The following is a 14,118-nucleotide window of genomic DNA, read 5'->3' as shown; positions in this document are numbered from 1 at the left end:
GTCTACTCATAAAAAAGTGATTACAGCCCTCTCATACCCATTAGAAAATCATTGAACATAAATACACCCGACACAATCAGCAGAATACCCATGACTTTATTCAATCGGTTAAACCAGACTGGATTTGCAATTTTTTGCCCCAGTAATTGACCCATTAAGGCATATGCCAAAGGCGCACCTGATGCCCCAAGCGAAATCAGCAGCGATACTGCAAGAATCATGCTCCCCTTGATATTTGCCGCAGGATACATAATGGTGGTGACAGGTAAAATTACCAGAATCGCTTTCGGATTAAGCAGCTGAATCCATAAGCCATTGAAAAAATTTAAAGCTGCAGGCTGAGACTGTGTCGATTCAACATTCGCCAACAGCATTGTTGCAGCTAAATAGAAGGTATAGATTGCCCCTACGAGCGCAATATAATGCAGCCACGATTGCGGAATGGCAGCCGAACCCATATAGCCAAATGCTACAAATAAAATCAGCATGGCACAGCCCACACCTAGAAAAAAACCAATGGTTTTTTTCAACTGCCCCGTTAAACCGGCATTTAAACCCATAAAATTTACCGGGCCTGGGCTATACATCACACTTAAGGTATAAAGAAATATTTCCACAATTTACTCAATGAGATCTCAACAATTCATAAAAGTGAAAATACAGCCTTGCAAATATTAAGTATTGTACGTTTGTGCATAAGCAGGCTGCGTAAAATCCGCCCCCTAATCAGGCTGCACTGCAGCATGATGCGCTTGCTATAAAAGCCATCGCTATTCTTCAATTTACTATATATATCTATTTTTCATATTTAGACTGAATAAAATCTTATAAAGGAAAAAGCAACTGTTTTTATTCAAATTATCAGTTAAAGTAAAAATAATATATTGTTTTAATTGCTATTAAAAAAATCTCATCAAATCGCCTTAAGCTTTTTATTCGCTAAATACAGCGTTTTTCTTCACTATATTGCATATCCATTTATTGCTATGATATTGAAAATCTCAGATCCCGTTAAAAATCTGTCATTCTTTAAATGGAACCATTTAACAGCTGCATTTAAAGAATCTTACTGTTTTGACTAAGATCGCATTGCATTGATAACTGGAGCATTTTAAAGTCATCTGCATTAATCAGTTGATCTGATTCAAGCTTGCTTTAATCTCTCTAATGACAATTCGTAAATTTATTAATCCATTAAATTTACTAGGACACATACATGAAAAAGCTCCTTGGCCTTGTGTTAGGCCTTTCAGTTGGCTTGGCTGGCTGCGGCAAACAAGAAGCGCCGAAAAATGATGCTGCACAGGCAGATGCAGGCAAAGAACAAGTTGTGACAATGGCTTCAACAGGTTCAGATGCTGATATCTGGCGCTACATTGCAACGCTTCCGGAAACAAAAGCTGCAGGCATTAAACTTGAAGTGAAAAACTTCACTGATTATGTGTCGATGAATACAGCTGTTGCCAATAAAGAAATCGATGTCAATGCATTCCAGTCTTATGCTTATATGGTTGCATTTAATGAAAGCAATAAAGAAAAAATTGCACCGCTTTCTACGACGTATTTAGAGCCAATGGGTCTTTACTCAAGCAACGTAAAAAAACTTGAAGACTTCAAAACTGGCGCAACTATTGCCATTCCTAACGACGGTGCGAATGAGTCACGCGCTTTGCTTCTGCTTCAGTCTGCCGGCTTGGTTAAACTAAAAGCAGATTTTGATGCCGTTAAAGGCACGCCTGCTGATATCACTGAAAACGCAAAGAAAATCGTAATCAAGCCAGTTCAAATGGCAACTGCTGTTCGTGTTAAAGATGAAGTGGATGCTATTGTTTTAGGCAACACACTGGCCATGGAAGGCGGCTTAAACGTATTGAAAGATGCGATTTACTACGAGCCAGTCGATCAAAGCACAAAAATGAACGTCAACATTCTTGCTGTTGCTGCTGACCGTCAAAACGACCCAGTACTGAAAAAAGTAGGTGAACTTTACCACACGGCTGCAGTCGGCAAATATGTACAAGACCACTTCGGCGGCACAAAAGTTGATGTGAATAAGCCTGTAAGCTATCTTACAGACGCAAAATAGTACTATACTCTGCATAACTAAACAGGCAAATTCAATTTGCCTGTTTTTCTTTTATCTATAGCTTCTGACGATATGATTCAATTTAAAAATATTTCAAAGCATTTTGAGCTGAAAGGCCAAACTGTTACGGCGCTGGATCAAATCAATCTAGAGATCCCGGCCGGCTGCATATTTGGCATTATCGGCTACAGCGGTGCGGGAAAAAGCACCCTTATCCGCCTGATCAATCTGCTTGAACGCCCGAGCGAAGGTCAAATCATTATCAATGATAAAGATTTCACGGCGTTGAATGCTGCTGAATTGCGTCAGGAGCGTACAAATATCGGGATGATTTTCCAGCATTTTAATTTACTGCAAACCAAAACAGTTGCAGAGAACATTGAAATGCCGTTAAAGCTGCTGGGTGTTTCCAAAGCCGAACGTTCAAAGCGTTTAGATGAACTTTTAGAATTTATTGATTTAAAGCATAAAAAAGATGCGTTTCCAGATGAATTGTCTGGCGGTCAAAAGCAGCGTGTCGGCATTGCCCGCGCATTGGCGAATCATCCTAAAATTTTGCTGTGCGATGAAGCAACTTCGGCGCTTGATCCGCAAACCACCAAGTCTGTTTTGGCTTTATTAAAGAAAATTAATGAAGAACAAGGCATTACCATTGTCATGGTAACGCATGAAATGGATGTCATTGAATCCGTTTGCGATTATGTGACTGTGATGGAACAAGGCAAAGTGATTGAAACCGGCTCTACATTGGACATTTTCAGTCAGCCGCAGCATTCAACCACTAAAACTTTTATTCAAACAGTACTTCAGCAGCAGCTGCCTGTAAACATTTTGAATAATTTGGAAAATCAAAATCATAACAGCATTTACTGCTTAAAATTCCTAGGCAGTTCCGCTCAGGAAACGGTCATTCAAGCGGTGATTAAGACTTTTGACATCAGCCTGAATATTTTATTTGCCAACATGACTGAAATTAACGGTTCGGTGATTGGGCAAATGTTCATTCAGCTGCTGGGTGATGCTGAAGCTATTCAGCAGGCAGTCGCATTCCTGGAAAATAGCGGTGTAGAAGTGAGTCAGTCAGGAGTTCAAGCATGAGAGAATGGATTGTCCAATGGCTGACTGAAGTCACTGCCCCATTTTGGAAAAGCTCACTGTCTATAGATCAGTTTGTGACCGCGCTGCAGGAAACCTTTCACATGGTGTTTTTTGCCATGCTGTTTGGCTGCATCTGGGGCTTTATTCAGGCCATCATTCTGTTTGTCAGCCGCCCGGCCGGCATTCTGCCCAACCGCGTGATTTATCATGGCCTCAACCCGATTGTAAATGCTTTGCGTTCGTTGCCGTTTATCATTCTGCTGATTGCTGTGATTCCTTTAACTAAAGTTCTGGTAGGCACATCAATTGGCACATGGGCTGCGATTGTACCTTTAACCATTTATGTTGGCCCGTATATTGGCCGCCTCATTGAAACTTCCCTGCTGGAAGTCAACGAAGGCATTATTGAATCTGCCCAAGCGATGGGCGCTTCGCCTTGGCAGATTATTTTCAATTTTGTTTTGCCTGAATCGCGCAGCTCACTGATTTTAAACCTCACTACAGCCACCATCAGCTTGATTGGCGCAACTGCAATGGCTGGCGCCGTCGGTGCTGGCGGTATCGGTGACTTAGCCATTTCTTATGGCTATCAGCGTTTTGACACCAGTGTGGTTATTTTAACTGTTATTGTTCTGCTGATCTTAGTGCAGCTGGTGCAAAGCTTAGGTGATTGGCTGTCAAAATTGCGTTAAGTTTTTAACACCGCATTTATTTTAAAGCCCTCTTCGGAGGGCTTTTTATTGTTCGAGATTTAAGGCCCTTCAAATCTGTCAGCCCATACAAATAAGGCGATTGCTCATGTGTATTCAGCAGGCATAAGCTTAAAGTGAATTGATTGAGTATTTTTGTCCAATCAGCCCTTTCTTGATCATATACAATCTACAGCCATAGCCCCATTGATGGGCATTTATAATTCCAGCAATTCATAGATAACAACAGGTTCATGTAATGAAATATTCTTTGGCTTTAATCCCTTTTATTTTGATCAGCCATAGCGCGCAAGCATCTATCGCTCCATATGACCACATCAGCAGCATAAAAGTAAATGGCATTGAACTGGCATCGCCTGTCCCCGCTTCTCAGGCAAATGCCCTGCTGAATAAAACCCCAACTCAGTTAAAATATGAATATTCAGAATGTACTGGCAATACTGAATTCTCAGCCCAAACAAAAGAAAAATATTTAAAATTTGAAATTTTTTCTGAGGATAATCCTCAGGTCAAAAATGACCAATTTTATAAAAATAAAAACTCATTTTCCCAGCTCGGACAAACCAAAGGGAATATTTGGCTGGAATGGGATCAGGCCAATAAAATCACCGACAAAATTCAAATCGGTCAAAAAACCATAACAGCGCAATACAGCTTTCAGCAATTTAAAAAGGATTTTCCGAAGAGTGCAAAATTGGCAGAAAACAATCTCCCGGCTTATGTGATTCTGCTCCCGCCTTCAGTTCTTAAATCCGCTTTAAAAACACCAGAAGACTATGATTTACCCTACATTGGAAACTTAGCATTCACATTCAAAAATGGCAAACTGGTGAAATTCTTGATTAACCAAGGCATTGCTTGCTAACACCGGCCAGTCCAGCGCGTTTATTGAACCTGCAGCGAACAGATAAAACTTCACCAATCCCGTTCAATAAACGCAAGATTAATCGCAGAGCATGCTAAAATGTTCAGCTGTTTTCGCAGGGACTCATCTATGCACTTTGTACATCTTGGTATTTATACAGAATTTTCCATCACAGAATCTATTGTACGCATACCTGATCTTGTAAAAGCTGCAGCTGCAGATGAAATGCCTGCTTTGGCCATTACTGACCTCTCGAACCTGCATGCCGCCGTTAAATTTTATAAAAAAAGCTTAGATAAAGGCATTAAGCCGATCTTTGGTTCGACCATCCGCCTGAATGACGCAGAACACCGCGCAACCTTGCTGGCAATGACCAAAAAAGGCTGGCGCAGCCTGACAGAAATTGTCTCTGAAGGCTATATCAGCGGGCAGCAGCTGGATATCCCCTGCATTCAAAAAGAATGGATTTTAAATCAGCACGAAGACCTGATTGTTTTGCTGGGTCAGCACAGTGACGTCGGCAAAATGCTGCTCACCTCCAACCCTCAAAAAGCCGAACCGCTGCTGCAGGAATGGATCGAAAAATTCGGCAACCGTGTTTACTTAGCGCTGACCCGAACCAACCGTCCGGGTGAAGAAGACTTTATTCAAGAAGCGGTGAAGCTGGCCAAAAAATACGGCATTGGCGTTGTTGCGCATAATGATGTGCACTTTGTCACGGCTGAAGACTATGAAGCGCATGAAGCCCGCGTCTGTATTGCAGACGGTTATGTGCTGGGTGATGACCGCCGTCCGAAAAACTACAGCCCAGAGCAGTATTTCAAAACTGGCGAGCAAATGACTGAACTGTTTGCAGACATTCCAAGCGCGATTGAAAACACCTATTACATTGCACAGCGCTGCAACGTTTCACTGCGCCTCGGCTTTAACGATTTGCCGGATTATCCAATTCCTGACGGCCACACCATCGACACCTACTTTGAACATTTATGTCAAGTCGGTCTGGAAGAGCGCCTCGATTTTCTATATCCCGTCAGTAAACGCGGGGACGATTGGCCAGAAATCCGCAAGCCTTATGATGAACGCCTTGATTTCGAAATCAAAATTATTTTGCAAATGGGCTTCCCCGGCTACTTCCTGATCGTTATGGACTTCATTCAGTGGTCTAAAGGCAATGGCGTGCCCGTTGGCCCCGGCCGCGGTTCAGGTGCAGGCTCACTGGTTGCATACAGTTTAAAAATTACCGATTTGGATCCGCTGCGTTACGATCTGCTCTTCGAACGCTTCTTGAACCCCGAACGTGTCTCCATGCCCGACTTTGACGTCGATTTCTGTATTGCAGGGCGTGACCGCGTGATTGACTATGTCGCCCGCACCTATGGCCGTGAAGCTGTGTCGCAGATTGCGACATTTGGTACCATGGCGGCCAAAGGCGCAATTCGTGACGTAGCGCGGGTATTAGGCAAATCGTATGGCCTAGCAGACCGTGTGTCTAAAATGATCCCGACCAAACCCTTAGGTTTGACGCTGGAAGAATCAATTGAAGCCGAACCGCAGCTGAAAGATGTCGTCACTAACCCCTCCAACCCAGACTACGATGACGCATCTGAAATCTGGGAAATGGCGCTGAAACTTGAAGGCATTACCCGAAATACCGGTAAGCATGCCGGCGGTGTAGTGATTGCGCCTACAAAACTCACTGACTATTCAGCGGTCATGTGTGATGCCGATGGCACCGCCCGCGTTGCCCAGTTCGATAAAGATGACGTAGAAGCAGCTGGACTGGTGAAGTTCGACTTCTTGGGCCTGCGTAACTTAACCGTGATTGAAGATGCGATTAAGCATATTAATGCGCGGCCAGATGTTACAGAGCCTGTCGATATTTCCTATATTCCACTGGATGATCCAATCGCTTACGACGTATTTGCCAAAGCGAATACGACTGCAGTATTCCAGTTTGAATCCGTCGGCATGAAAAAAATGCTGAAAGAGGCGCGTCCAAGCAAATTCGAAGAAATTATCGCCTTTGTATCCTTGTACCGTCCGGGTCCAATGGATCTGATTCCAGACTTTATCTTCCGTATGCACGGCGGAGAATTTGAATACCTGCATCCATTGCTGGAAAAAGTACTCGAGCCAACTTACGGCATTATGGTATATCAGGAACAGGTCATGCAGGCTGCGCAGTTCTGTGCGGGCTATACACTGGGCGGTGCGGATTTGCTGCGCCGCGCCATGGGTAAAAAGAAAGTCGAGGAAATGGTCAAGCAGCGCCAAACCTTCATTGAAGGCGCTGCCAAAAAAGATATTGATGCCGATACGGCCAACCATATCTTTGACTATATGGAAAAATTTGCGGGCTACGGCTTCAACAAATCGCATGCTGCTGCCTATGCCCTTGTTGCATATCAGACCGCTTGGCTGAAAGCGCACTATCCTGCCGAATTTATGTCTGCAGTGATGACATCGGAAATGCAGAACACCGACAACGTGGTCTTCATTATTGACGACTGCCGCAGCAATGGTCTGGAAGTTCTGCCGCCTTCAGTGAATATGTCACTGTATAATTTCCATGCCAGCGATCCAAAAACCATTGTCTATGGTTTAGGCGCGATTAAAGGTGTGGGCGAAGCGGCCATGCAGTCTGTAATTGACTCTCGTATTCAAGAAGGCCCTTTCCGTGATTTATTCGACTTCTGTCATCGTATTGATTTAAAGAAAATCAATAAGCGTACTTTGGAAGCCTTAATCCGTGCCGGCGCATTGGACTGCTTAGGCATTGAACGCTCGAGCCTCATGGTGCAGCTGCCTGAAGCCGTGCAAGCAGCGGAACAAGCGCGCAGCAACCGTGAAACAGGCATCATGGACTTGTTTGGCGAAGTGGAAGAAGTGCAGCGCAAACCAGCCAAACCTGTGAAGCCTTGGTCTGATGAAGTCCGCCTGAAAGGTGAGAAAGATACGCTAGGCCTGTATTTAACAGGCCATCCGATAGACGTATACCGCCCAGAACTGAAATCATTCATTTCACAGCGCATCAATGAATTAACGCCGACCCGCCGCGGTGTAACCACTGTATTTGCTGGACTCGTGGTCGATGTCGCTAACTTCCCGAACCGCATGATGGTCACACTGGATGACGGTACGGCGCGTATTGAAGTTTCCGCCAATCATGAACGCTTCCAGCGTTTTAAAGACATCATTCAGACAGAAAAAGTGGTGGTGATCGAAGGTGAAATTTATGAGCGTGAAGGCTTTGACCGTCCAATGGGCCGCTTAAGCAAAGCATTCAGCCTGAATGAAATCCGTCAAAAACGCGCCAACAGCATTCAAATCACCCTTGATTCAGAACACATCACGAAAACCTTAGCGCAAGATCTTCAAAAAATGATTGCGCCTTACTGCAATGTCGATATGTGCAGCCATATTCCTATTCAGCTTAAACTGGATTTTGACTATGCTTCCGCAGAACTGCATTGCGGCGCCAATTGGAATATCGCCCCGCTGGATGAAGCCTTAAGCAAGCTGCGTGACTACTTTGGCAAAGAAGCGCTGCATATTGAATATCAGGTAAAATCCAAAGCGGCCAAAGCAGTCAGCTACGAACAGGCGCAGCCAGCAAATGTGCCGCCGCCGCCAGCCGATATGAGCATGGACGACGCGATGGATATGTATCAGGCTGAAACCGCAAATCAATACTCGTGATAAAGCACGCTTGATTAGATAACTTTTAAATATTTAAATTTGGAACAATGATGAGTCAAATTGACAATGCTGCTGTTTCAGCGCATCTCTCCCACGTGCGTATTGTTATGGTCAATACCACTCTGCCGGCAAACATTGGCAGTGCATTAAGAGCCATGAAAACCATGGGGCTATGCAAATTAGTGCTGGTTGCACCTAAAACCTATCCGCATCCAGATATTGACGCGCTTGCAGCAGGCGCAGCCGATTTAATCGAACAGATTGAAATTGTCGAAAGCTTAGAAGATGCCATTAAAGACTGCCATATTGTCTTTGGCACCAGCGCGCGCACCCGCACTATCCCATGGCCTTTACTGGATGCGCGCCCCGCTGCAGAAATGTCGCTGAAAGCGGTTTCTGAAAAGCAGCAGGAAGTTGCCGTTATTTTTGGCCGTGAAGACCGGGGTCTGACCAATGAAGAATTGGCGATGGCCAATTATCACGTCACTATTCCGGTAAACAGCGACTATGGCGTTCTAAATGTTGCGCAAGCCATTCAAGTCATTTGCTATGAAATGCGCATGGCGGCCATGCAGTTTGTTGAACATGCAGCAGATCCTGAAGCTCAAATGCATGTGACAGATCATGTGGATATGCAGTGGGATGAACCTTTAGTGACTCACGAACAGATGGAACAATTTTACCCGCATTTGGAAAAAATGCTGGCAGAGATTGAATTTATGGATCCTAAAAATCCAAGATTATTGCCTTTGCGCTTGCGTCGCCTATTTGGACGTATACAATTAGATCGTATGGAATATCATTTGCTTCGCGGTATATTTACCCGAGTACAAGCCCTGAATAACGGCACATGGAAAAAATCGAAGGATAAAGAGGATCAATCTAATGCTTAAACAGCTCAAAGAAGATATCCAAGCTGTCTTCGCGCGCGATCCTGCAGCACGAAACACACTGGAAGTTTTAACCACCTATCCGGGCATTCATGCCCTGATCATGCATCGCGTTGCGCATGAATTGTGGACTAAAGACTGTAAAGGCTCAGCTCGCCTCTTATCTTCTTTCAGCCGTTTTGCAACTGGCATTGAAATTCACCCGGGCGCGAAAATCGGCCGCCGTTTTTTCATCGATCATGGCATGGGTGTCGTGATTGGCGAAACCGCAGAAATTGGCGATGATGTCACCCTGTATCATGGCGTCACCCTTGGCGGCACCACATGGAATAAAGGCAAGCGCCATCCGACATTGGAAGACGGTGTAGTGGTTGGTGCAGGCGCTAAAATCTTAGGCCCTTTTACCGTAGGCAAAAATGCCAAAGTCGGTTCTAATGCCGTTGTGACCAAAGAAGTGCCGCCAGAAACAACCGCAGTCGGCAATCCTGCGCGCTTCATTACCAAAAACAAACCAAAAGATGATGAAGAAAATCACCGCCGTGATTATGCAGAAAGCATAGGCTTTCAAGCTTATGGGGCAACTCAAGATCAGTCTGATCCTATTCTGGACGGCATGCGTGTTTTGCTTGACCGCATTCAGCTGAATGAAAAGCGCATGAACACCTTGTGTCAGCGCTTGTCTCTGCTCGATCCAACCTTTAAAAAACAGCAGTTGAATGAACAGCCATTCAGTGATGAAGAATTGAAAATCATTGAAGAGGCGAAACGTGAATGTGAAGCGCAGAGCAGCCAATCAAAAGCTTAATGCTGCTGTTGAATAACACTCAAGTGCTTAGTAACTGACTTGCATGTTGATCAGAGTTTTTTTAGACTGACCAACATGCTTGAAAGTTTTTAAAATAAATTAAATGGAAGATCATTATGACGCTTAAGCCCTTGGCCGTTGCCTTAGTCGCTTTAACTCTTGCTGCATGCGGAAGCGCGCCAACCAAAAATAAAAATCCTGAAGGCGCAATGATCTTTGCAGAGCCTGAATTAACACCGCCATTCTACGCATTAAACCCATTTAATTACGATGCGCCGCCTCCATTCGAAATGGATCTGCAAAAAGCCGCGGCACAGCCTGTAACTAAAATGGAAGTGAATTTAGCCAGCGATCCATCTAAAAAAATGACTTTGGATGTTAACCGCCTCATCATTCCGACTGTGAACAGCAAAGTCCGCTCGATGAAATATGCGGTGCTGGCCGGCGACAACGAAATTGATATCACTGAAATAGATGACTTTCTGCAATTGGTCGAAGGCAAAGCGCGCCACTATCCGCCACGTTTTGTACAGCGCAATGAGCGCAAAGGGTTTGAGGCTAAACTGAAAGAAACAACTCAGCAGCTGGATACTTTGGCATCTAAAGACAATGCATCTTTTGATATTTTAATCCGCGCATTTAAAGCCAGCGTTATGGCGCGCAACTTAGACTTGGGTTCGGTATACACCACCAAATCTTTAACTTATGCGCAGCGCATTTTGAAAATTAACCAAGATGATGCTGAGGCTAACTTCTGGTTCGGTTTTGGCTTATCTGAAGGCGGCGGTCAGCGTGAAGCGATTCCTTATTTAGACAAAGCAATGAAAGCTGGCGTACAGGAAGCTTACCTTTCCGCAGCCAATAACTACATCGCGATGGAGCAAAAGAAAAGCGCCGTCAATGTGCTCAAAAACTATAAAGTAAAATATCCGCAAGAAGGTGAAGTTGCTGACCGCTTAATTCAAGAAATTGAAAAGCAAGGCCGCTGGAATGTATGGCAGGTTTTAAACCCGCCTAAAGCATCTTAATCCTGCAAATAAAAAATAGGCCATTTACTGGCCTATTTTTTATTTTAAGCGAATTGAAAATCCTCAGGATTGCCGTATGATTTAAGCATTGAAAATTTGAAACTTCGTGAACACAGCATGCAGCATAAAATCAATAAATTACTGCTTATGGGATTACTGAGCACACTGCTGCTTAGCGGTTGCCAAGTCGTCAGCGTAAAAAACCAGGCTTTAAATGTTACGATTGCCAATGAGCGCGACAGCATTCTTTCACGCAATAAACTCAGTGAAGCCAGTTTGAATGTCCTGTCCATGACTGGGCGCGAAGCAAAAATCTGCACAGAATCTCCGGAAAGCTGCGTTGATGAAATCAAGCAAATCCCCCAGATTATCGATGAACAGCTGCTGTCGACCGCAAGTGAACTCTATCTGGCGAAGGCTATAGAACTTGAAAACTCAGCTGAATGCAAAATCAGCCTGTTAACCAAGCATGTATCTCAGGAACGTCAGCAAGCGCAGCAAGTTTCATATGAAAAATGTTTAAACCAGCAGCTGTACATGCTGGACAAAAGCATTCGCTACAGCTACGCCTACATGTTTAAAACAAAACGCGGGCCGCAAGACCGCATTTTTGACAACAGACAGGTACAAATTCGAGATTTCTACAATCAAAGTATTGCGAAACTCGTCAATACGTATTATTTACGCTATAAGCCGACTGAAGTCACCAGTCAAATTAAGATTGGCCAAAGCATCTATAATATTGATTTTGACAACTATCCAGAGCTTAAAAAACGTAGGATTGAACAGCTCATGTCAACCTATAATCTGAACTTTTCCGGCTTGCGCTCGATCACCCGCCGTGATGGTTTCGGTTCAGAGTTCTTAGTCGTTTTGCCTGATGACATCCCAAAGGCTTCAGGCAAAGCCAAATATATTATTTCACCGATGTCATACAAATATCCAAGCGGCATCAATCCCAATATTCACCAAGCGCGTTATTTGGCAGCAACTTTAACAGCAGAGCCGGCTTCTGCTGCTTCCGTTGAAGATATTCTGAATCAGGCAAATTTCCAGATTAAGGCCTATGACCCCTATAAATTTGAAAAATTAACCATCGGCAATAAGCAATATCCGCTGGCTGCCAACTTTTCAGCGCCCTACGGCCTTTGGCTTGCACAAAATAATTTAGGGAAATCTGCATACTTGTCACTCATTGACCGTGATGAACAGCTGACCATGCCTCATCTGTATATGCTGGAACCCTATAATCCGAATAAGAAAATCATTGTATTGGTGCATGGATTGGCCAGCAGTCCAGAAGCATGGATCCGCCTGACCAATGATATAATGGGCGATCCTGTACTGCGCGAGCATTTTCAGGTTTGGCAGGTGTTTTATTCAACCAATATGCCGATTGTTGAAAGCCGGTTCCAAATTCATGCTGTCTTAACCCAAGCATTTGCCCAAGTCAGCAATCAAGCGCCGGCTAAGAATGATGCGGTACTCATCGGACACAGCATGGGCGGCATTATTGCCCGTCTGCTGGTAAGCGATGCAGATGTCACGCAAAATGCGCTTAAAATGATGAATGCCCGCCAAATCAATCAGTATAAAAACGTTAATGTCGTTAAAGACCGTTTGGTCATGAAAGACATCCCAAATTTCAGCCGCGCCATTTTCTTATCTGCACCTCACCGCGGAACCGAATTTGCAGACCGCTGGTTTACCAGAGCTGCCCGTAAAATAATCAAGCTGCCTGGCGCATTTCTATCCGCTATGGCCGATGTCCTCACGCAAGAAGAAGACCTTAAAGACCTGTTCAAAGAAATTGATCATGGCCTAATCCAAAATGGGCCAAGTGATTTAAGCTATAAATCCAAATTCATTGCTTTAACTGAAGACATCATGCCCAAAAAAGGCATGAAATATCATTCAATTATTGGCAATGCGACAAAAAGTGATGATCTGAATATCATCACTGACGATGTTGTTCCCTATAAAAGCGCGCATTTAGAAGGTGCAGTTTCTGAAAAGATTTTAAAAGGCGGGCATTCCATTCAGGAAACACCTGAAGCAGTGCTGGAACTGCGCCGCATTTTAAGACAGCATCTTGTAGAATTAGGATTATATAAACCTTAAGCTTGTACTGTAAAAAAACCGGCGCATTGTCCGGTTTTTTTAATTTTGGGATTCATTTATTCGAGATGAATCTTATAGCAGGCATCCAGCGCCATTTCATAATAGGCCAAACCTTCCTTAGCGGCGTTAAAAGCGCGCTGCTGAAGCGCCGGGCTTCCATCGGCCAAGCGCTTGATCAGCTCCATCGCTTCATAAGGATGTAAATCATCATAATGCGCATGCGCTCTAAGCCAGGCAATTGTACGCTTATTGATGGAAACCTCAGGATGAACTGTATAAGCTTGAATTCCCTTATACACCCTACTGCTCCAGTCACCCGTCGCCCATTCAATAGCAAGATTTGTTGCCGCTAAGCTCTCGCATAAACTGGCGCGTGTGTTGATGTTCCAAAGAAAATGATTGACTGCGTTCATCGCTGCTGACGGCTTGACACTGTCCAATTCAGCAACCGCAATGCCAAAACCGCCAGCCCAGTCCCGGTACCAATTCAGATGCCGTTCTTCAACCTTAATATTTTGAATCAGCCAATCCCGTGTCTCCGCTACCCCGGATTCAGAAAAATGAGTTGCCTTTGCAAGCGCCAGCGCCATAAAGGATGGGAAATGGGCAACTAAAGGATAGAAGTGCAGCAGCGCATAGCGAAAGCTTTTAACCGTCAGCTGGCCGCTTGCCATATTCACAAAAAAAGGATGTTCACTTATTCTATTTTTATATGGGGTTAGGTCATCCCAAAACTGTTGAGACCAAGCATTATGCGGATTAATTTTGAGGCTTGAATCAACTTGCTTCTGTAAAGCCGTCATTTACTGCTCC

11 protein-coding genes are annotated in these 14,118 nt (G+C 44.3%); 9 read left to right on the top strand and 2 right to left on the bottom strand.

What is annotated here, in order from left to right; all coding sequences use genetic code 11:
* Positions 1 to 20 precede the first annotated feature (20 nt).
* Positions 21 to 617: a LysE family transporter gene (locus JZ784_RS04130; RefSeq protein WP_346313906.1), complete on the bottom strand. Its 597-nt coding sequence runs from the start codon at positions 615 to 617 to the stop codon at positions 21 to 23.
* Positions 618 to 1,216: 599 nt separating this feature from the next.
* On the opposite strand from JZ784_RS04130, the gene JZ784_RS04125 reads away from it, so the two are divergent.
* From JZ784_RS04125 to JZ784_RS04085, 9 genes are all read left to right on the top strand, one after another.
* Complete coding sequence (locus tag JZ784_RS04125; RefSeq protein ID WP_005010417.1) at positions 1,217 to 2,086, top strand: MetQ/NlpA family ABC transporter substrate-binding protein; 870 nt, start codon at positions 1,217 to 1,219, stop codon at positions 2,084 to 2,086.
* Between the two features lie 72 nt (positions 2,087 to 2,158).
* Positions 2,159 to 3,184, top strand: coding sequence for an ATP-binding cassette domain-containing protein (locus JZ784_RS04120; RefSeq protein ID WP_018572993.1), 1,026 nt, complete (start codon positions 2,159 to 2,161; stop codon positions 3,182 to 3,184).
* Entirely contained in the window at positions 3,181 to 3,876 is a 696-nt protein-coding gene (locus JZ784_RS04115) for a methionine ABC transporter permease (protein WP_005010421.1), read from the top strand. Before JZ784_RS04120 ends, JZ784_RS04115 begins: the two co-directional genes overlap by 4 nt.
* A 256-nt stretch (positions 3,877 to 4,132) precedes the next feature.
* Complete coding sequence (locus JZ784_RS04110) at positions 4,133 to 4,759, top strand: hypothetical protein (RefSeq protein ID WP_005010424.1); 627 nt, start codon at positions 4,133 to 4,135, stop codon at positions 4,757 to 4,759.
* A gap of 129 nt (positions 4,760 to 4,888) precedes the next feature.
* The gene (gene dnaE / locus JZ784_RS04105) at positions 4,889 to 8,461 is read left to right on the top strand and encodes a DNA polymerase III subunit alpha (RefSeq protein ID WP_346313905.1); all 3,573 of its coding nucleotides are present in this window, start codon (positions 4,889 to 4,891) and stop codon (positions 8,459 to 8,461) included.
* Positions 8,462 to 8,511: 50 nt separating this feature from the next.
* Entirely contained in the window at positions 8,512 to 9,354 is an 843-nt protein-coding gene (locus JZ784_RS04100; protein WP_346313904.1) for an RNA methyltransferase, read from the top strand.
* Positions 9,347 to 10,156: a serine O-acetyltransferase gene (gene cysE / locus JZ784_RS04095; protein WP_346313903.1), complete on the top strand. Its 810-nt coding sequence runs from the start codon at positions 9,347 to 9,349 to the stop codon at positions 10,154 to 10,156. Before JZ784_RS04100 ends, cysE begins: the two co-directional genes overlap by 8 nt.
* A gap of 116 nt (positions 10,157 to 10,272) precedes the next feature.
* Positions 10,273 to 11,184 carry a hypothetical protein gene (locus JZ784_RS04090; protein ID WP_130144662.1) on the top strand — a complete coding sequence of 304 codons (912 nt, stop codon included), beginning with the start codon at positions 10,273 to 10,275 and terminating at the stop codon, positions 11,182 to 11,184.
* Positions 11,185 to 11,301: 117 nt separating this feature from the next.
* Positions 11,302 to 13,305 (top strand): alpha/beta fold hydrolase, encoded by a 2,004-nt coding sequence (locus JZ784_RS04085; RefSeq protein ID WP_131275959.1) that lies wholly within the window; start codon positions 11,302 to 11,304, stop codon positions 13,303 to 13,305.
* Between the two features lie 56 nt (positions 13,306 to 13,361).
* Here JZ784_RS04085 and JZ784_RS04080 read toward each other — a convergent pair whose 3' ends face one another.
* Positions 13,362 to 14,108, bottom strand: a complete 747-nt coding sequence (locus tag JZ784_RS04080; protein ID WP_346313902.1) for an iron-containing redox enzyme family protein — start codon at positions 14,106 to 14,108, stop codon at positions 13,362 to 13,364.
* Positions 14,109 to 14,118 lie beyond the last annotated feature (10 nt).

Source organism: Acinetobacter sp. CWB-B33 (genome assembly GCF_039655955.1).
GTDB classification, from domain to species: domain Bacteria; phylum Pseudomonadota; class Gammaproteobacteria; order Pseudomonadales; family Moraxellaceae; genus Acinetobacter; species Acinetobacter bouvetii.
This window is presented reverse-complemented; position numbering and strand designations above follow the sequence as displayed.